The organism is Streptococcus sp. Marseille-P7376, from assembly GCF_902460385.1.
Lineage (GTDB): Bacteria > Bacillota > Bacilli > Lactobacillales > Streptococcaceae > Streptococcus > Streptococcus sinensis.
In genome coordinates this window covers 1-18,290 of record NZ_CABPTS010000004.1, presented here as the reverse complement: position 1 = coordinate 18,290, position 18,290 = coordinate 1, and the positions used below count along the sequence as shown (strand labels likewise).

The window sequence follows — 18,290 nt, the reverse complement described above, 5'->3', positions numbered from 1 at the left end:
AGGAAAACGGCAGTTTGATATAATAGCTCCTTTGTTAAATAAAAAAAAACAAACAAGTTCTTGATAAAACTTGCTTGCGTCTTGGATACATTAGTGTTTTCTACGATTTTTCAAGGCTTCGTTGATTTTCTTGGTTTTGATCATCGAATCGACGGAGATAAGAAACCAAACCAAGAGGTAAATCAAAACAAAGTTTAGCCAGAAGAACCAGCCGAAAAGCATATTTCCCCAGCCATTGCAGATCACAGCCAGACAAACGATGGTCGCTGTCACTACAAAGTGGCAGAAAAGTAGGAAAAGGAAGGGAAAGCGATCTGTCGCATCAAGGATATAGCTCGCTACTCCAATCAAGGCGCTGACAAGGAGGACACTGAGAATAGAGCTGGGAGTCAGCAAAAATGTTTTTCCTGAGAGCAGGCCTACCAGCAGAAAGACCAAGCTACCTGTTCTCAGACCATCCTGCATACCGATAAGAATTTTTTTAAAGGTCATAATTTTTCTCCTAAATTCCCAAATAGTCCATAAGCAGCTTGACATAGCGGCGACTGACATCGGTTTTGAGCTGATTGGTTAGCTTGGCAGTCATATTGCCCGAAAAGCTATCCGACAAGGATTCCAGATGATCGATGTTAATGACTGCATGACGCGATACTTGGATGAAATTGCGACTATTGAGACGATTTTGAAAACGAGTCAGCGTTTCTGTCGTTGTATAAACGCCCTCGGTACTGTAAATCATCAGGGTTGTCTGATTAATATCGGCCAGGATAATGTCCTCCGTCTTGAGCATGACCAGCTTATCATCCGACTTAATAGGCAGGACACCACTTGGACCAGCCTTATAGTGTTCCAGATAGTCTAGGACGGTCTTGGCCTCGCCAGCTAGCTGATCCGCTCTCACGACCACCAGCGGGTCTTGGGAGGAAATCTGAGCATCTTCTTCAAATCTTGTCTGCAAACCTAAGCCTCCTACTTTATTTACTTGAAGCTCATCCGTCGATTCAGCAGCCAATTTTGACCTAGCCATAACAGGACTGCTGCCGTGAGCACTACTCCAACTATATAGTATGTTTCTTGGCTTGTCAAGAGCTTTTGCCATTCGATACGGATACCTAGGAGCTTCTCAAATTCTTGCTGGAGCTGACTCTGGTCCGCAAAAACTTCAGTCAGAGAATCCTTCATCAGGACTTGTCTGAAGAGAGAAGCCATGTAGGTTGAGGGAGTCAGTTTCATGAGATTTTGAGCCAGGCTGGGCAGAGTCCCAATCGGAATATAGGTTCCCACTAGAAAACCAGAGGCAGCACCGATGACCGTTGCGTATTGCCCCAAGGAATTCATCGATTTGAAACAAGGAACAACCAGCGCATTGAGGAGACTAGCCAGCAAGCTATTGAGCAGCATGAGGCAGACCAGCTGAGGAAGAAGCGCCCTGTCAAAGGAAATCTTGTCCGCTAGGATAAAGTAGGTCAGCATGACAGCAAACATGAAGACTTGCATGACAAAGCCAATCACAAAGGCACTGATTAAGTAGCTAAACTGCAAACCCCATTGCCCCAAATCTGTGATAAAGAGGTCGGCAGTCACCTTTCTTTCTTGGTCTTCGGTCTGTTGCGAAAAAGCTGCTAGGGTAGTTGTCAAGGCGGTGACAGCTAGTGTTCCGCTAATCAACCAGAAGTCGAGCAACTCTTTAGCATGGCTACTTTCTGACCAAGAGCCTTTCATGTTGTCCTTTAGAAAGACCAGATATAAAACAAAGGGAATAATGGCTCCAAAGAGAGATAAGATTACCCCGCTGTGATTGCGGAAATAAAGTAAAAAATTTCGTTTGATCAACATTAACATTTAACGTACCTCTCTTCCTGTCAGAGCCATAAAGGCATCATCCATCGTTCCGGGTTGGAATTCAAATTGTTCGATATAGGAGCCAATCTGGCTCAGCAAAGCCAATGCTTCCTTCGTCGTCTCAGGATAAAAGAAAAACTCATTTTCCTTGCCTTGCTCCCATTCACAGCTAGTCGGCAAAGCAGCCTTCAAGTCCTCTGAATCTGGGACCAGAATTCGTAAAACATTGCGGGCATAGCGCTCCTTGATCTGGTCGGCAGAGCCTTGAGCGATGACTTGACCATGATCTACGATATAAATCTTGTCTGCGTCATCGGCTTCATTGAGATAGTGGGTAGTCAAGACTACGGTCATCTTTTCCTTCTGCTGCAAGTCTTTGAGCAGCTTCCAGATGCTTTCTCTAGTCTGGATATCCAAGCCTGTCGTCGGCTCATCCAGAAAAAGCAAGTCGGGGCTATTGAGCAGCGCACGTGCAATGTCTACCCGTCGCTTTTGTCCGCTAGAGAGTGTCCCATAGCGCTGTTTGGCAAAACTAGTCAGCCCCAGTTGCTTGATCAACTGCTCAATCTTACCTGCTTCCACCTGTTTGTACTGCTTGGCACGGATTTGTAGATTTTCAATCACCGTCAAATTGGCATCCAGTACACTGTTTTGAAAAACCACACCCAGCTTGGTTTGTTCTGCATAAATGATTTGTCCTGATGTCGGATGCAAGAGCCCTATCAGCATCTGAATGATTGTGGATTTTCCTGCGCCATTTGGTCCTAGAATAGCCGTAAAGCTGCCTCTCTCAATCTGAATATCGAGACCATTGACAGCCACCTTGTCTCCATAAACCTTGCTTAGATTTTTCGTTTCTACTAACATAATCTTTTCTCCTATCTTAACTTCTGAGACTATGATAGCAAGTCTTTTTTGAAAAATCTCATCTTTTTGGATAAGCGGTAAAATGAGGGAGATGAGAGGTAAAAATCCAGCCACCAAAAAATCCCCGACCAAGGGTCAGGGATTTGCTCTTAGCGGGCGACAATCTTGCGGTAACTGCGGGAAGTTAGTAAGAATACTAAAATATAAGTCAGGAGGAAGACGCCGCAAGTTGCAAGTGTTGTCTGGATTAAGAGATGAAGATTGGTCACACCCAATAGGGCAACAATCAAGCGCAGCATATGAAAAACTGCTGCTATATGTAGAAAAGCAAAGATGAGAGGTAGGAAGAAAACAGTCAAAATCTGCTTGCGAATGGTACTTCTAGTCTGCTTTTCATCTAAACCAACTTTTTGTAAGATAATAAAGCCATCACGGTCTTCATAGCCCTCAGAGATTTGCTTATAGTAAATCACAAGAACAGCTCCTAGGAGGAAGATAACGGAGAGGAAGACACCGATGAAGAGCAAGGTTCCAGTAAGTTCCTGATAGCTCTTTTCTGCGCTATGACGGTCACTGGCCATTGCGTAGCTACCATCTTGAGCTTGGTCCTGATCCAAAGTATCTCTCAACGCCAGCTGGACTTGCTCGACAAACTTTTTACTTCCTTTAGTCTCTGAAGCAACTCCAATGTAGTAGTAATGATCCACATCAAGATTAACCTCTTTGCTATCATTGACCACCATATAGAGCCCCTGCTCCATGGCCACATCGTTTGGATTAGGGATTTTCCCATGCGTGAAATTTGACGGTAAAAGCTGCTTAATCTTCCAGTCCTTACCATTCACTCGGAGAGGCTGGTCCTTATTTAAGGAAACATTTTTGCCATAGACAAGAGTTTCATCGTCTGCCAAGTCTATCTTTTCCCCAGTCATTTTTTCATAATCCTCACGATTGATGACCGTAATCGTACCAGCAGACTTGGTCAAGATACTTGAATCCGACTCCAGCTCGCTTTGCATTGGAACAGTGATATCATTTCCAGCCAGTTTCATGATGAAGGATGATTGGTAAAGATAGGCAGTATAGTTTGGCTTCTTCAGACCTGTTTCCTGAGCGACTTGCTGGACCTTGTCCAACAGTGCTTCCTTCTGATCAGTCGATTTCGGCAAGACGACGCTGACATTATAATCCTTTGGATGCAAGGTGGTAATATAATCCTGACCTCCAACATAGATATTGATTGTGCCAACCAGAGTCACTAGCAGCATGGTGGACAAGATGGAAATAGTTGCCAATCCTACTGCATTTTTACGCATCCGCGAGATGAGATTGGAAACAGAAATGAAATTCTGCGTTTTGTAGTAGTAGCCTTTGCGCTTTTTGAGAAATTGCAATAGTGTAATCGAACCTGCATTAAAAAGCAGATAGGTTGCTAGGATAACCATGATTACAGCTATAAAGAAATTGCCGATAGCAGCGACAGGTTTGGTAACGGTCAAAGCCATATAATAAGCCACACCCATGAGCAGGAGCCCCAGCAAGGTTTGCACCCAAAGGAAGCGTCCCTTCTTCTCGCCTGCTTTCTTTTCTTTCATTAGGTTAAGAGAGCTATAGCGTAGAAGACGCGTAGAGTTAAGCAACAAAATCACCGCAAAAGCAATACCTAGACTGATTAGAGTCATCCAAACATTCTGCCATTGGAAAGTCGAGGCAATAACGGCAGGCATTCCCATCAATTTCAAAAGGACTGCGTAGAGCATCTTGTCCAAAGCTAAGCCAGACAAGACCCCCAGACCGACCGTACCCAGATAAAAGACACAGAGTTCAAAGAAGGTCATGAGTAGTAGATGGCGCTTTTCCATCCCCAGCACGCTATAAACACCGAGCTCCCGTGAGCGGTTCTTCATGACAAAGCTATTAGCATAAGTAATGAGAATGAGCACTGCAATCTGAATGACTCGGATGCCAAACTGCAGGGTCATGCGAGCTGCTGTACCACCATAAGAGGTCTCCATATTTGGACTGTGAGCCAGTGAGACAAAACTATACAAAATCGCTGTTGCCAGTACCGTCGCCAAAGCAAATGGATAATACAAACTGCGATTTTTAACCAGATTTGACAAAGCTAGTTTACTCGTTAGTTTGAACATAATTGCCCACCTCACTTGCCATAACTGTCAGAGTATCGGAAATCTCTTGGAACATCTGCCGCTCGGTCTTGTCGCCACGGAAAATTTGATTATAGAGAATCCCATCCTTGATAAAGAGCACCCGCTTGGCGCGGCTAGCCGCTGCCGTCGAGTGGGTTACCATGAGAATGGTCTGACCGCGGGCATTGATGTCGTCAAAGACATCCAAGAGAGCAGCCGAAGACTTAGAATCCAAGGCTCCCGTCGGCTCGTCCGCCAGCAAAATCTCAGGCTCAGTGATAATGGCGCGGGCTACTGCCACCCGCTGCTTCTGGCCACCGGAAATCTCATAAGGAAACTTCTCTTGCAGCTTGTTAATCCCCAGCTCATTGCAGGTTGTAACCAGCTTTTGCATCATCTCGGTAATGGGACGACGAGAGAGTACCAGAGGCAGGAGGATATTATCCTTGACCGATAGGGTGTCCAGCAGGTTGAAATCCTGAAAGACAAAGCCTAATTTCTCCCGGCGGAAGCTGGAAGCCTGGCTGTTTTTGATGGTTGCCGTGTCAGTTCCATTAAGGAAAACACGGCCTTCGGTCGGCTTGTCCAGCATGGCTAGGATGTTGAGCAAGGTGGATTTCCCAGAGCCTGACTCCCCCATGATGGCGACATATTCGCCTTTCTCCACTGTAAAGTGAATGTCCTTTAGCGCCTCTACTTGACTACCCTGAAAGCGGGTTTTATAAATCTTTTTCACGTGTTGTACGTCTAATAATGTCATCATGATCTCCTTTTTCTATTATTATTTTAATACAGATACTTGTCTATTGCCATATTTTATCCCTTTGTGACTAAGCTGCCTGTCTATCTCTGCACCAGATAAGCAATCAGTGCGATGAGCCAGAGATGGGCTGGGTAAAAGATATAGAAGAAGTACTTGCCCCACTTGCCATTATAGCCTCGCTCGCCATTGTAGAGATGGAGGAAGGGCAAGACGGTAATAAAGGCCCAGTCTGAATTGTATAGCATCATCGAAATGGTGGCTCCCATGGTTGGGTAGATTTCAATGCTCAGACAAAAGAGCAGAAAGGCCAAGACAATGTAAGAAAGAGTTCTGAGTACAGGCTGATTGCGGAAGATATAGCTAAGCAGCATAAAGGGAATGATGGTCATCCCACCTTCTGTCAAAACGACTCCTGCTAAACCAACCAATACCGCCCCACCAAGCCGCAAATAGCGCTTCTCATCCCTAGGAGCTTGCCTATTTTTTGAAAAGCCAAATACAAGATTGAGCACCAGAAGGCCACAGGCCAGAGTAAGAAAAATATTGTTGCCAAGATAAATTCCCTTGCCTTGGAACAACAGCGTCAAGATGGTATTGCCCAGCTGCATGATAGCCGCCCAGATAAACAGGCGTGCATTATAAGCAACACGGTTGCGCGTATGTAGAAATCCTTCTACTGCGCTAAAAGCAAACCAAGCGCCTACGCAACGGGTCAGCAGGTGGAAAATTCCATCCCAGCCTGTCGGCAAGAGTCCTGGAATCTTGTAAATATGATCAAAAACCATGAGAAAGGCCATGAAGAGCTTGAGTTGGAAAGCATTTAATCCTCTTGTTTTCATTTCGTATCTCCTTGTCTTCTTTATACATCTATCTTACAAAAAAAGAAAGGTCGGTACCATAACCTAACCTTTCAATTTCACTTGCCAATCTTACAAACTTGTAAGAATGCCCTATTCAAATATCATTTTCTTTTCTGAAAAGCGAATCATGACAGTCGTTCCCTGTCCGACCTGCGAAGCGATGCTAATCTGGTGCCCCAGCTCATCTGCGATTTTCTTGGACAGATAAAGTCCTAAGCCAGACGACTGCTGGGTCAGGCGACCATTATAGCCCGAAAAACCTCGCTCGAAAACGCGTAGTAAATCCGCATCTTGAATGCCCAGACCGCTGTCTTTGATATAAAGCGTATCCTCCTGAAAATAAATCTCAATCCCGCCTTGACTGGTGTATTTCAGACTGTTCGACAGCACTTGCTCCAAAATAACGACGAACCACTTCCTATCTGTGATGATGGTTCGGTCCAGATCACGCAGATTGAGGCTCAAGCCCTTTTGGATAAAGAAAATCGCATACTTCTTGACAATCTCCTTGACCAAGTCTTCAATATTTTCCTTTTTCAAGACCAAATCCTCGTGGAAACTCTCCAAACGAAGATACTGCAAGACGATATTGACATAGGACTCGATCTTGAAAAGCTCTTGCTCCAGCTGGTTCTTGACCTTCTTGTCCTCAATCTCTCCGACCAGCAATGAACTAGCCGCAATAGGCGTCTTGATCTGATGAGCCCAGAGCGTATAATAGTCCATCAAGTCATTTAACTTCTCCCTCTCCTCAATCGCACGGTTCTTCTTATCCATTTCCAAAAGAGCCAGTTTCTCAAAAAGGAGAGCCTCTAAGGCTGTCTGAGGCCGACCTGAGGCATAAAAGAGCTGGTTGCGGTATTCCTTATAGGCGCTAGCTATATCCATTCCCAAGAAAAAGCTAGCGAGGAGAACAGCTAAGAGCAACTGATACTCTAGCAGACTGCGTCCGTCTTCGAAAATAAAGGCAAACATCCCCATAATCGAAAATACAATCAGCAAGAGCGACAAAATGAAGCGACGGGAGTAGAGATGATGCTTCAAAAAGAAAATTTTATCCTGCATGTCCATTGGTTAAACCATACCCTATTCCTTTTTTCGTCTCAATAAAATGCTTCAGGCCGTGCTCCTCCAGCTTCTTGCGCAGGCGGGCAACATTGACGGACAAGGTATTGTCATCGATAAAGAAATCGCTGTTCCAGAGCTCCTTCATCAAATCATCACGCGCCACAATGCTGCCAGAATGCTCAAAAAGCACCCGCAAGATCTGAAATTCATTCTTGGTCAGCGTCACAAGCTCGCCCTCATAGACCAAATCCATGGATTTAAGATTTAAAATCACGCCCTGATATTCCAAAAGGCTTTGATCCGTTCCAAACTCATACGAACGTCGCAGCAGCCCTTGAACCTTGGCCAGAAAAACATTATTATCAAAAGGCTTGGTCACATAGTCATCTGCCCCCATATTGATGGCCATGACGATATCCATAGACTGGTCGCGCGAAGACAGAAACATAATCGGCACCGTCGAAATCTTCCGAATTTCCTGGCACCAATGGTAGCCGTTAAAGAGGGGCAGGCCAATATCCATCAGCACCAGCTGGGGCTCCTCCTTGACAAAGGTCGTCAAAACCTGCATGAAGTCTTCAATCGCCACAACCTGATAGCCCCACTGCTCCAGCATTTTTTTGATCATTTGACGGATGACCGCATCATCCTCGACCAGTAAAATCTTGTGCATTCCATTTCCTCACTCATTTTTCTTACTGCTATTATATCAAATTCTCCCTTAAATCACAGAGACTTTTTTAGTTTGAAATTCATTTTGTTTTCAGAAAATTTCAAGAAATCATTCAAGAAGTGTTGACAAAAGTAGAGTAAAAAGATAAAATAACACTACATTCAGAATTGTCTGAAAATTCATTTTTTATAATAAGGAGATTATTATGCTAGAACAAACTCAGACATCTACCTGGCAGTCTAAACTAAAAGCCCTAGGTCCTGGGATCCTCATGGCCTCTGCTGCTGTTGGTGGCTCTCACATTGTTTCCTCTGCCCAAGCAGGCGCCAAGTATGGCTGGGCTTTGATGGGACTGGTCATCTTGGCCAACCTCTTCAAATATCCCTTCTTTCGCTTCGGTGCTGAGTATACCTTAGAAACTGGTCACAGCTTGGTTGAAGGCTATGCCCAAAAAGGAAAAGTCTACTTAGGCATCTTCTTCGTTTTAAATGTATTCTCCGCCTTGGTCAATACAGCAGGGGTCGGGATTCTCTGTGCTGCCATTATCGCCAGCGCCTTTCCAAATGCCCTTGGACTCAGTATTACTCAATGGTCTCTGATCCTTATCATCCTGATCTGGGCAATGCTACTCTTTGGTGGCTACAAGTTCCTAGATGGCCTTGCTAAATGGATCATGTCCGCTCTAACCTTTGCAACCGTAATTGCGGTCATCGTTGCTATTATCAAGCATCCTGAGTACGGAGTAGACTTCGTTGAAAAGACACCTTGGCAGATGGCTGCCTTACCTTTCATCGTTTCTCTGATGGGCTGGATGCCAGCTCCAATCGAGATTTCAGCAATCAACTCCCTCTGGACTGCTGAGAAAGGAAAATCTGTCAATATCTCTGTCACGGACGGACTTTTTGACTTTAACGTTGGCTATATCGGTACGGCCATTCTGGCCATCTTCTTCGTCGCTATGGGAGCTCTCGTCCAGTATCCAACTGGTCAACCAGTTCAAGATGCTGGCGCTGCCTACATCCAGCAATTCGTTGGGATGTACGCATCTGTCCTTGGTGATTGGACACGGATTCTGATTACTTTCATTGCCTTTCTCTGTATCTTCGGTACCGTTATTACCGTTATTGATGGCTATTCTCGTGTAAACGCTGAATCCCTACGCCTCCTTCTCAATGAAGAGAAGACTTCTCAGAAAACTCTACATATCTGGATGACAGCTACAGCCATTATCGGTGGCATTATCATCTACTTCTTCCAAGGTAGTGTGGCCCTCATGCTTCGTTTTGCCATGATTGCTTCCTTCCTGACGACTCCATTTTTTGCCCTCCTAAACTATCTCCTCGTTACGAGCGAGAATAAACATCTGGGTAAATGGCTAAAAGGTCTTTCCATCCTTGGTTTGATCTTCCTCTTTGGCTTCGCTTTATTCTTTATCTACGCCATCCTCATCGGTAAAGCTTACTAGATCAAAAGAGCTGGAAATACTGAAGAATATCTTCAGGTTTCCGCTCTTTTCTTTTTCCCTTTCTGACAACTAGCCCCACTTATGCTATACTGTAAGAAGATAGAATATGGAGAACGATATGGGAATAATTTTTGATTACCTAGACCAAGTAGCTTACGACAGTATCTACGACATCCCCTTTAATGAACTGGATATGCTGATGCTGACGGAAATAACTTATCTGCCTTTTGACCAGATTGTATCTGATCAGATATCCCCTGATTGTACTTACCGCTTGTTTGAAGCTGCTGAAAAGATGCCCCAAGATTTGTCCATGTTAGTGACTAAAAATCGGCTGAAACTTTTAGAAAAGGTAGCTAGCTCAACCCGCTTCAAAAATATCAAGCTCATGGGCTATGTCAATGATATTGATCCTGATGTTCAAAAGCAGTTTGCAGCTATGATTTTCAAAATCAAGCCTGATAGCTATGTTCTAACCTTCCGCGGAACCGACGATTCCATTATTGGCTGGAAAGAGGACTTCCACATGACCTATATGGATCAGGTCCCAGCTCAAAAAACGGCGGTCAACTATCTAAGAAAGGCCATGGATGCTCTAGCTGGTCAGTTCATTCTGACGGGCCACTCGAAAGGAGGCAATCTAGCTTCCTACGCTGCTAGTCAGATCGAGCCAGAATATCAAGAGCGAATTCAGAGTATTTACAGCTATGATGCTCCCGGACTGAATCACTCGGTCATCACCAGTCAAGGCTACCAGACTATTTCAGACAAGATAAAGCGCTACATTCCGCAGGGCTCTATCGTCGGAATGATGCTCGAAACGCCCAAGCAGGCTCAGATTGTCAAAAGTACAGCTATCGGCGGTCTGGCCCAGCACGATACCTTCACTTGGCAGATTAGTGACCAGACTTTTGTCCTACTGGACAACCTCAATCCAGATAGCCTTCAAGTAGATAAAACTCTGAAAAACTGGGTTGACAGCGTTTCTGATGAGGAATTAAAAGACTTTTTCGATCTCTTTTTTGGCCTAATCCTAGATGCTGGCATCACCTCCATCAATGATCTAGCCAAACTTGAAAATGTCAACAAAATCCTGACTGTTTTTGAAAATGCCAATGCCCTCACAGACCCTGAGCGGGAAATGCTGACGCGGCTTGCCAAACTACTGGTAGACATGCGCTACCAGTCTTGGAAGGACGACATGAACCTGCTGAATCCTAGCAAACTTGTTCAAGAGGTCAAGGAAAATCTATCCGAATTCACTAAGAATCTTCCTTTCACAAGTAATGATCCCGCTCAAACAGGTGAACCCAATGATCAATAAGCTATATGTACAGCACTTGGCAACTCTCTAATCTAAAAGAAAATCAGGAATAGTATTCATACTGTTCCTGATTTTTATATATTAGAAATAATTATAAAATTATGAGATTGATTTATTCATTCACATTTTTAAATGTTACTTTAGCTTCTGGGTCAATACCAGTCACAATCGCTCTATAATATTGCTCGGCTGATTCTGTGATGAGATTTTTATATTGTTTAAGATATTCTTCTTGTTCTTTATTGCTGAGCTCTTTACTAACATGCTCTCCCGTATCAATATTTTCTGTTGAACCGCTCAACAACTGTCCACTCGTATCATATAGTTTATATCGATCTTTGGGATTATCTGGAACCTTAACTCCTATGACTTGATATTTAGGTATCGTTAGCTCATATTCATGCTCAGCGATTTTCCTAACCTTGACTCCTTCTTTAATTCCAAATTTAGCCGTATAATTGAGAATGATAATTGCTTTCTTAACAGAGAGTGGAATACTGATATTGGTACCAGGTATTTTTTTATCTTTCTCAATCGTTTCAACTTTTTGAATTCCAACATTTAAAAAGACACTTTCGTTAACTTGTTCCAAGTGAGTGATTCGAGTATAGACTTGGGTCTGTTCATTTGAAGCATTTTTCCCTTGGAAGTACCCAATAATATTATACGTTTTTGCAACAACAAAAAAGATAGCGAGAATGGCTACCACAATCCAAACGTAAATCTTAGCTCCCAAAACTTTTCTTATGAAATTCTTAACTATTTTCATTATCCTATTTCCTCCGAATTAAAAATGCTGCACCAAGACTAGCCAGAGCCAGAAAAGCGGCTAAATAAGGATTCAGCGGAAAAAGAAGGACAATTAAAAGCAACAACAAAACAAGTGATGCAATTTTTACTATTTTCATAATATAACTCCTAAAATCTTTTCATTAGGTATTATATATATATGAATTGTCAAGTGTTTTTAAAAAATTATTCACAAAAAATCCCAGCATCTTGCCGGGATTCATTACTTATTAGGTTGGTTTGTTAATCGACATTTCCTATTATAGAAATTGTTCTAAATAACATTCGTTACCCAATCAAACTTCCATTTGGCACTTTCTCGTCCACGGTAAGGAGAGTCAGTTGGTCGCCGTGCTCGGCTGATAGAATCATACCTTGGCTAATGCGGCCCATCATTTTGCGCGGTTTGAGATTGGCTACGATTTGGACTTTTTTACCGACCAGTTCTTGCTCATTTGGATAGTATTTGGCAATACCAGAGAGGATTTGGCGGTCTTCGCCGTCTCCTGCATCCAAGCGGAACTGAAGCAGCTTGTCAGAGCCTTCAATCTTAGAAACTTCTTTGACCTCTGCGACACGGATTTCTACCTTATCAAAGTCGTCAAACTTGATTTCCTTGCGGTTAAGTTTAAGCTCGACTTCTTCTGGATTCCATTCTTTTTCAACCGCAGGTTTGTTGCCTTCCATTTGTTCTTTGATATAGGCAATTTCTTCCTCCATATCCAGACGTGGGAAGATTGGCGTTCCTTTTTCTACCACTGTCAGACCTGCTGGGAGATGGTCAATTGCTAGGTTTTCCAACGAAACTGCTTGAGGCAAGCCCAGTTGACTGAGGACAGCCTTGCTGGTTTCCATCATGAAAGGCTCAATCAAGTGCGCCACAACACGAAGGCTAGCTGCCAAGTGACTCATGACTGCAGCTAGTTCTTTGACCTTGGTTTCATCCTTGGCCAGAACCCAAGGAGCGGTTTCATCAATGTATTTATTAGTTCGGGAGATGAGCGTCCAGACTGCTTCCAGCGCGCGTGGGTAGTCCACTGCATCCATGTGTTTGTAGTAGTCAGTGATTGATTCAGCTGCCACCTGAGCCAGAGCTCCATCGAATTCTGTCACATTTTCTTCATAAGCTGGGACTTGCCCATCAAAGTACTTGTTAATCATGGAAACAGTACGGTTGAGGAGGTTTCCTAGGTCATTAGCTAACTCATAGTTGATGCGGCCAACATAGTCCTCAGGTGTGAATGTTCCGTCTGAGCCGACTGGAAGACTGCGCATGAGGTAATAGCGCAGGGCATCCAAGCCATAGCGTTTGACCAGCATTTCAGGATAGACCACATTGCCCTTAGACTTAGACATCTTGCCATCTTTCATGACAAACCAACCGTGAGCAATCAAGCGGTCGGGCAGCTTAATATCCAGCATCATGAGCAGGATTGGCCAGTAGATAGAGTGGAAACGCAGAATGTCCTTGCCCACCATGTGGAAGACTGTGCCATTCCAGAATTTATCGTAGTTAGCATGGTCTTCCTGACCATAGCCAAGGGCTGTCGCATAGTTGAGCAGGGCATCAATCCAAACATAGACAACGTGTTTAGGATTTGATGGCACTGGAACGCCCCAGGTAAAGGTCGTCCGAGATACGGCCAAGTCTTCCAAGCCTGGCTCAATGAAGTTTCTCAGCATTTCATTGAGACGACCGTCAGGAGTGATGAAGTCGGGCTGTGATTTGAAGAATTCTACCAAGCGGTCTTGGTACTTGCTCAGACGAAGGAAGTAAGACTCCTCTGATACCCATTCCACTTCATGTCCAGACGGCGCAATTCCGCCGGTTACTTTCCCATTTTCATCACGAAAGACTTCTGCCAGCTGGCTTTCAGTAAAGAATTCCTCATCAGATACAGAATACCAGCCTGAATATTCACCCAAGTAGATATCATCTTGGGCCAAGAGTTTTTCAAAGACATCGGCTACAACCTTTTCGTGGTAGTCATCAGTTGTCCGGATAAATTTATCATAGGAAATAGCCAAGAGCTGCCAGAGTTCCTTGACCCCAACTGCCATACCATCGACATAAGCTTGCGGACTGATACCAGCTTCCTCTGCCTTAGCCTGAATCTTCTGTCCATGCTCATCCAGACCGGTCAGATAGAAAACATCGTAGCCCATGAGACGCTTGTAGCGAGCTAGAACGTCGCAGGCGATGGTCGTATAGGCAGACCCGATGTGGAGTTTACCGCTCGGATAGTAGATAGGGGTTGTAATATAAAACGATTGTTTTTCAGTCATTTTTTAATCCTTTCACGGCTAATGAAACCTTTTTTGATAACACCTCATTATATCATATTTCACGGGGTTTGCGAAAAGATAGTCACCTATAGTAAACATAAATAAAATGCCGCTTTCGTATTCTGCGATAAAGATATTAGAAATGTCAGGATAACCGCTTTTAGTCAGTCTCTCGACGGACTTTTTTACAATAATTTATGGGAAGTCACGCCTTTCGACGTCCTTTTTATCTATAAATCTTTTGAATTATTACCATTCTACAAATCGTTCACAAGTAAACCTATGGAACTTGTGCCTTTCTAACTAATTTTTACAAATAAATTTTTGTATTTGATGCTCTTCGAGTGAATTTTTGCAAATAATTTTTAGCAATCGATGCCTTCCGAGTGAATTTTTACACAGATTTTTAGTATAATGGAGCAAAGGAGGGCTAAAAATGAAAACACATCTTATTAGCCAAGTTATTCTAAAATACCTGTCTGGTCTTATGTTTTTGATTTTGCTCATTTTTATACCAGCAGGAAGTTTAGACTTTTGGAAGGGCTGGCTTCTCGTGGGATTGGTCTTTCTACCAATGCTCTTGATTGGAATCCTTCTGTTCCTTTATAAACCTGACCTCCTCAGAAAAAGACTGGAAATGAAAGAGAAAGAAAAGGAACAAAAGCAGATCATTTTTTTGAGTGCTTTACTCTTTCTTGCTACCTTTATCTTAGCTGGTTTAGACTATCGTTTCTCTTGGTTTCAAGTCCCCAGCCTAATCACATGGTGTGCAAGTTTCATTTTTCTAGCATCCTATCTCCTCTATGCTGAAGTTCTGCGAGAAAATAACCATTTATTTAGAATTATTGATGTTCAAGACCAGCAAAACGTCATTTCAACTGGGCTTTACGGAATTGTCAGACATCCTATGTATCTAGCGACCCTTGGCCTGTTTCTGAGCATTCCGCTCATTTTAGGTTCACTTTTAGCTTTCCTTGTCATGCTTCTTTATCTTCCTATTATCAACCAGCGCATAAAAGGAGAAGAGGCTTTCTTAGAAAAGAATCTAGAAGGCTATCAAGAATACAAAAATCAAGTCACTACAAAAATCATTCCCTTCCTATGGTAACAAAGAAAATGACAAACCCAAAACTCGCCTGCTTAGGCTTTTTTTGGTAAAATAGAAAAAAATAAGTCTAGAAAAGGTACCCTTATGAAACTCATCTCTTGGAATATTGACTCCCTCAACGCTGCCCTGACCAGTGATTCTGCACGCGCTCAGCTCTCTCAGGCTGTTCTTCAGACGCTTCAGGCAGAAAAGGCGGATATTATCGCCATTCAGGAAACAAAGTTATCTGCTAAAGGTCCGACTAAAAAGCACTTGGAAATCTTGACAGACCTCTTCCCAGATTACGAAAATACTTGGCGTTCGTCCAAAGAGCCAGCCCGCAAAGGCTATGCAGGAACCATGTTCCTTTACAAAAATGAACTGACTCCAATCGTAACCTTCCCAGAAATCGGTGCTCCGTCGACTATGGATGTCGAAGGTCGCATTATTACACTGGAGTTTGACAGCTTCTTCGTCACTCAGGTCTATACGCCTAATGCTGGCGATGGCCTCAAACGCTTGGATGACCGTCAAGTCTGGGATGCCAAATACGCTGAATACTTGGCAACACTAGATGAACAAAAACCAGTACTTGCAACTGGTGACTATAATGTGGCCCATAAGGAAATCGACTTGGCCAATCCAGCCAGCAACCGCCGTTCACCAGGATTTACCGATGAAGAGCGCGCTGGCTTCACCAACCTGCTAGCCAAAGGCTTTACCGACACCTTCCGTCACTTGCACGGCGATATTCCTAACCAATACACTTGGTGGGCGCAGCGCAGCAAGACTTCTAAAATCAACAACACAGGCTGGAGAATCGACTACTGGCTGACCAGCAACCGTGTAGCTGACAAGGTAACCAAGTCTAATATGATTGATTCCGGTGCACGTCAAGACCACACACCCATTGTCATGGAGATTGAGCTCTAAGGAGAAAACGAATGGACTATCAAGCTGTCATTCCTGAATTTATGGTATCTGACATCGAACAGTCGCGCTGCTTCTACTGCGACTTGTTGGGATTCTCTGTCGAATATGAGCGTCCAGAGGAGAAATTTCTCTTCCTCTCACTTGAAGACTGCCAGCTCATGTTAGAAGAAGGCAGCGCAGAAGCATTGGCTCAGCTGACCTATCCTTTCGGGCGCGGCGTCAATATTTCCTTTGGTATCGAGAATGTCCCACAGCTCCACCAAAAACTGCTGGAAGCTGACTATCCCATCCATCGTCCGCTAACGAAAAGAGAATTTCGCGTAGGGAATAGCTTTATCTATCCTCATGAATTTGCGATTTTGGATCCAGATGGTTATTTTTTAAGATTTAGTGAATAAGAAAAAGGAGGCTGCTGGCCCCTTTTTCAATAGGTAAATATGAATTGACAGACCCGTAAATCCAGCGACAAAAACCTTTGCTAAAGCCCATGAAATCAGCATGTCAAAGAACTTTGATAGCCATTTTTAGTAAAATTGAGTAGAATGAAATCAGAAAGCGAGGAAATCCTATGCAAGTCGGAAAACAAATCCAGCACTATCGTAAAGAGAAAAATTTATCTCAAGATGATTTAGTTGAAATAATCTTTGTCAGCCGTCAATCCATTTCCAACTGGGAACGCGGCGCGACCTACCCTGATATTCAAAATCTGCTCTTACTGAGCAAGGTCTTTGAAGTGTCGTTGGACAAACTAGTAAAAGGAGATCTGGAAACTATGAAACAAATTATTCACGACCAAGAATTTATGCGCTATCAAAAAGATGGAGTGGTCTTTAGCTTGCTGCTAATTGGCAGTCCTATCATCAGCATTCCCCTAATTCTTTATTTGGATTGGTACGGCATCGCTATTAGTTGCTTGATTTTTGCTATCGCGATGTTCTACGCTCTACGCATTGAGAAATTCAAGAAAACGCATAATCTTCGTACCTATCGCCAGATTGTCGCCTATGATCAAGGACGCAGTCTGAGCGAGATTGAAGAAGCCGAAGAAAGGGGTAAAGCTCCCTACCAAAGAATCATCCTTCCTGTTCTATTTGGCCTTGGAATTGGCACTATTGCTCTGCTGTTTTACTGGGGCTTATTTACTTTCTTCCCTATCAAATAAAAGCGAAGTCATCAGACCTCGCTTTTTAACTATCTTTAAAGTTATAGAGTTGCGGATAGTGTTCGCACTCGGGATTTTTAGGATGGCAGATGGCACGGCCAAAGTAAATCATGGCCTGATGAGCCGGCAGCCAGCGCTCGGGCGGAAGCACCTCCATGACTCGTTTTTCGACCTCTAGCGGCGTTGCTGACTTTTTGACAATATCATGGTGCTTACAGATGCGCTCCACATGGGTATCGACAGCAAAGGCTGGGATGCCAAAGCCAACACTCATGACCACATTAGCCGTCTTGCGACCGACACCTACCAGACTTTCCAACTCAGCTCGCGTTTGCGGCACTCGGCCATCAAAATCATCCAAAAGCTGCTGGGCACATTTCTTCAAAAACTTGGCCTTGTTGCGATAGAGCCCAAGACGGGAGATGTATTTAGCAATGTCTGCTTCACCCGCCACAGCCATATCCTGCGGGGTCGGATAAGCCTCAAACAGAGCTGGCGTCGCCTTATTGACCGCAGCATCCGTCGTCTGAGCCGATAGCATGACCGCTACCAAAAGCTCAAAGTGATTACGAAAATCCAGACTGGGCTTGGCATCAGGGAAAAGAGCAATAATTTCCTCAATCACATGGCGAGCCCGTTTTTTTGATAAAACCATAGTATTACTTTCTAAGATTAGGATACTAACAGTATATCATGAAAGCCGATGCGACCCAAGCCAGACAACTCAAAAAACCGAGCTACCTCGGTTTTCTTTACAATTTGGCTCTATAATTTCTGTAGTGGGTAAATCCACCGCAGGGATTATGGAGCCTATTTTGTTGTAGAAAAAAAGTCCCATAAGACCTATAATGAAAAGCAACGAAACCATCATTAGAAAGACTCATATGAAACAAGAAATTTTATCACAAACCTACTCGAAATTAAAGACAAAAATATCATCATTCTAGATTACAAGGACTCGGGGACTCATAAAGAAATCCTCGCTAAGCTAGATTATCCCGCACCTAAATGCCCTCACTGC

Annotated in this window: 19 protein-coding genes and 1 pseudogene; 6 read left to right on the top strand and 14 right to left on the bottom strand. The window is 43.7% G+C overall.

The window, feature by feature from the left end; genetic code table 11:
* Window positions 1-90: 90 nt before the first annotated feature.
* From FZ952_RS03660 to FZ952_RS03620, 9 genes are all read right to left on the bottom strand, one after another.
* Window positions 91-492 (bottom strand): DUF3021 domain-containing protein, encoded by a 402-nt coding sequence (locus tag FZ952_RS03660; RefSeq protein WP_148880649.1) that lies wholly within the window; start codon window positions 490-492, stop codon window positions 91-93.
* 10 nt (window positions 493-502) lie between these two features.
* On the bottom strand, window positions 503-958 hold the full coding sequence (locus tag FZ952_RS03655) for a LytTR family DNA-binding domain-containing protein (protein WP_062200560.1): 456 nt from the start codon (window positions 956-958) through the stop codon (window positions 503-505).
* 20 nt (window positions 959-978) lie between these two features.
* A complete protein-coding gene (locus FZ952_RS03650) occupies window positions 979-1,842 on the bottom strand; it encodes an ABC transporter permease (RefSeq protein WP_148880648.1) in 864 nt (287 codons plus the stop codon).
* Complete coding sequence (locus FZ952_RS03645; protein WP_148880647.1) at window positions 1,843-2,709, bottom strand: ATP-binding cassette domain-containing protein; 867 nt, start codon at window positions 2,707-2,709, stop codon at window positions 1,843-1,845.
* 149 nt (window positions 2,710-2,858) lie between these two features.
* Window positions 2,859-4,859 carry an ABC transporter permease gene (locus tag FZ952_RS03640; RefSeq protein WP_148880646.1) on the bottom strand — a complete coding sequence of 667 codons (2,001 nt, stop codon included), beginning with the start codon at window positions 4,857-4,859 and terminating at the stop codon, window positions 2,859-2,861.
* Window positions 4,840-5,619 carry an ABC transporter ATP-binding protein gene (locus FZ952_RS03635; RefSeq protein ID WP_148880703.1) on the bottom strand — a complete coding sequence of 260 codons (780 nt, stop codon included), beginning with the start codon at window positions 5,617-5,619 and terminating at the stop codon, window positions 4,840-4,842. Before FZ952_RS03635 ends, FZ952_RS03640 begins: the two co-directional genes overlap by 20 nt.
* An 83-nt stretch (window positions 5,620-5,702) precedes the next feature.
* Complete coding sequence (locus FZ952_RS03630; RefSeq protein ID WP_148880645.1) at window positions 5,703-6,461, bottom strand: TraX family protein; 759 nt, start codon at window positions 6,459-6,461, stop codon at window positions 5,703-5,705.
* Window positions 6,462-6,572: 111 nt separating this feature from the next.
* Window positions 6,573-7,553, bottom strand: coding sequence for a sensor histidine kinase (locus FZ952_RS03625; protein WP_148880644.1), 981 nt, complete (start codon window positions 7,551-7,553; stop codon window positions 6,573-6,575).
* The gene (locus tag FZ952_RS03620) at window positions 7,537-8,223 is read right to left on the bottom strand and encodes a response regulator transcription factor (RefSeq protein ID WP_037615348.1); all 687 of its coding nucleotides are present in this window, start codon (window positions 8,221-8,223) and stop codon (window positions 7,537-7,539) included. The genes FZ952_RS03625 and FZ952_RS03620 overlap by 17 nt, the downstream gene beginning before the upstream one ends.
* Window positions 8,224-8,428: 205 nt before the next feature.
* Between FZ952_RS03620 and FZ952_RS03615 the strand changes: the two genes are divergently transcribed.
* Together FZ952_RS03615 and FZ952_RS03610 are read left to right on the top strand one after the other, a co-directional pair.
* The gene (locus FZ952_RS03615; RefSeq protein WP_148880643.1) at window positions 8,429-9,688 is read left to right on the top strand and encodes an NRAMP family divalent metal transporter; all 1,260 of its coding nucleotides are present in this window, start codon (window positions 8,429-8,431) and stop codon (window positions 9,686-9,688) included.
* Window positions 9,689-9,806: 118 nt separating this feature from the next.
* Complete coding sequence (locus FZ952_RS03610) at window positions 9,807-11,012, top strand: DUF2974 domain-containing protein (protein ID WP_148880642.1); 1,206 nt, start codon at window positions 9,807-9,809, stop codon at window positions 11,010-11,012.
* 112 nt (window positions 11,013-11,124) lie between these two features.
* On the opposite strand, the gene FZ952_RS03605 is transcribed toward FZ952_RS03610, so the two are convergent.
* From FZ952_RS03605 to FZ952_RS03595, 4 genes and pseudogenes are all read right to left on the bottom strand, one after another.
* Entirely contained in the window at window positions 11,125-11,781 is a 657-nt protein-coding gene (locus tag FZ952_RS03605; RefSeq protein WP_148880641.1) for a DUF4230 domain-containing protein, read from the bottom strand.
* A gap of 4 nt (window positions 11,782-11,785) precedes the next feature.
* Window positions 11,786-11,920 carry a hypothetical protein gene (locus tag FZ952_RS11725; protein ID WP_262366323.1) on the bottom strand — a complete coding sequence of 45 codons (135 nt, stop codon included), beginning with the start codon at window positions 11,918-11,920 and terminating at the stop codon, window positions 11,786-11,788.
* A 169-nt stretch (window positions 11,921-12,089) separates the two neighbouring features.
* Complete coding sequence (metG, locus tag FZ952_RS03600) at window positions 12,090-14,087, bottom strand: methionine--tRNA ligase (RefSeq protein WP_148880640.1); 1,998 nt, start codon at window positions 14,085-14,087, stop codon at window positions 12,090-12,092.
* A gap of 90 nt (window positions 14,088-14,177) precedes the next feature.
* Window positions 14,178-14,264: pseudogene (locus tag FZ952_RS03595) on the bottom strand (DUF421 domain-containing protein); the annotation flags it as partial.
* 259 nt (window positions 14,265-14,523) lie between these two features.
* Here FZ952_RS03595 and FZ952_RS03590 point away from each other — a divergent pair.
* The 4 genes from FZ952_RS03590 to FZ952_RS03565 all read left to right on the top strand — a co-directional run bounded on the left by FZ952_RS03590 (window position 14,524) and on the right by FZ952_RS03565 (window position 17,269).
* On the top strand, window positions 14,524-15,195 hold the full coding sequence (locus FZ952_RS03590) for a methyltransferase family protein (protein WP_148880639.1): 672 nt from the start codon (window positions 14,524-14,526) through the stop codon (window positions 15,193-15,195).
* Between the two features lie 84 nt (window positions 15,196-15,279).
* Window positions 15,280-16,107, top strand: a complete 828-nt coding sequence (locus tag FZ952_RS03585) for an exodeoxyribonuclease III (protein WP_148880638.1) — start codon at window positions 15,280-15,282, stop codon at window positions 16,105-16,107.
* 11 nt (window positions 16,108-16,118) lie between these two features.
* Window positions 16,119-16,505 carry a bleomycin resistance protein gene (locus FZ952_RS03580; protein ID WP_148880637.1) on the top strand — a complete coding sequence of 129 codons (387 nt, stop codon included), beginning with the start codon at window positions 16,119-16,121 and terminating at the stop codon, window positions 16,503-16,505.
* A gap of 170 nt (window positions 16,506-16,675) precedes the next feature.
* The gene (locus FZ952_RS03565) at window positions 16,676-17,269 is read left to right on the top strand and encodes a helix-turn-helix domain-containing protein (RefSeq protein WP_148880635.1); all 594 of its coding nucleotides are present in this window, start codon (window positions 16,676-16,678) and stop codon (window positions 17,267-17,269) included.
* 25 nt (window positions 17,270-17,294) lie between these two features.
* Here FZ952_RS03565 and nth read toward each other — a convergent pair whose 3' ends face one another.
* A complete protein-coding gene (gene nth, locus FZ952_RS03560) occupies window positions 17,295-17,924 on the bottom strand; it encodes an endonuclease III (RefSeq protein ID WP_148880634.1) in 630 nt (209 codons plus the stop codon).
* Window positions 17,925-18,290 lie beyond the last annotated feature (366 nt).

What these genes read in the sequence shown, in the direction of transcription:
- metG (WP_148880640.1), bottom strand. Translation starts at nt 14,087, where the DNA reads ATGACTGAAAAACAATCGTTTTATATTACAACCCCTATCTACTATCCG.
- FZ952_RS03645 (WP_148880647.1), bottom strand. Translation starts at nt 2,709, where the DNA reads ATGTTAGTAGAAACGAAAAATCTAAGCAAGGTTTATGGAGACAAGGTG.
- FZ952_RS03635 (WP_148880703.1), bottom strand. Translation starts at nt 5,619, where the DNA reads ATGACATTATTAGACGTACAACACGTGAAAAAGATTTATAAAACCCGC.
- FZ952_RS03625 (WP_148880644.1), bottom strand. Translation starts at nt 7,553, where the DNA reads ATGGACATGCAGGATAAAATTTTCTTTTTGAAGCATCATCTCTACTCC.
- FZ952_RS11725 (WP_262366323.1), bottom strand. Translation starts at nt 11,920, where the DNA reads ATGAAAATAGTAAAAATTGCATCACTTGTTTTGTTGTTGCTTTTAATT.
- FZ952_RS03590 (WP_148880639.1), top strand. Translation starts at nt 14,524, where the DNA reads ATGAAAACACATCTTATTAGCCAAGTTATTCTAAAATACCTGTCTGGT.
- FZ952_RS03620 (WP_037615348.1), bottom strand. Translation starts at nt 8,223, where the DNA reads ATGCACAAGATTTTACTGGTCGAGGATGATGCGGTCATCCGTCAAATG.
- FZ952_RS03615 (WP_148880643.1), top strand. Translation starts at nt 8,429, where the DNA reads ATGCTAGAACAAACTCAGACATCTACCTGGCAGTCTAAACTAAAAGCC.
- FZ952_RS03565 (WP_148880635.1), top strand. Translation starts at nt 16,676, where the DNA reads ATGCAAGTCGGAAAACAAATCCAGCACTATCGTAAAGAGAAAAATTTA.
- nth (WP_148880634.1), bottom strand. Translation starts at nt 17,924, where the DNA reads ATGGTTTTATCAAAAAAACGGGCTCGCCATGTGATTGAGGAAATTATT.
- FZ952_RS03630 (WP_148880645.1), bottom strand. Translation starts at nt 6,461, where the DNA reads ATGAAAACAAGAGGATTAAATGCTTTCCAACTCAAGCTCTTCATGGCC.
- FZ952_RS03580 (WP_148880637.1), top strand. Translation starts at nt 16,119, where the DNA reads ATGGACTATCAAGCTGTCATTCCTGAATTTATGGTATCTGACATCGAA.
- FZ952_RS03650 (WP_148880648.1), bottom strand. Translation starts at nt 1,842, where the DNA reads ATGTTAATGTTGATCAAACGAAATTTTTTACTTTATTTCCGCAATCAC.
- FZ952_RS03585 (WP_148880638.1), top strand. Translation starts at nt 15,280, where the DNA reads ATGAAACTCATCTCTTGGAATATTGACTCCCTCAACGCTGCCCTGACC.
- FZ952_RS03640 (WP_148880646.1), bottom strand. Translation starts at nt 4,859, where the DNA reads ATGTTCAAACTAACGAGTAAACTAGCTTTGTCAAATCTGGTTAAAAAT.
- FZ952_RS03605 (WP_148880641.1), bottom strand. Translation starts at nt 11,781, where the DNA reads ATGAAAATAGTTAAGAATTTCATAAGAAAAGTTTTGGGAGCTAAGATT.
- FZ952_RS03660 (WP_148880649.1), bottom strand. Translation starts at nt 492, where the DNA reads ATGACCTTTAAAAAAATTCTTATCGGTATGCAGGATGGTCTGAGAACA.
- FZ952_RS03610 (WP_148880642.1), top strand. Translation starts at nt 9,807, where the DNA reads ATGGGAATAATTTTTGATTACCTAGACCAAGTAGCTTACGACAGTATC.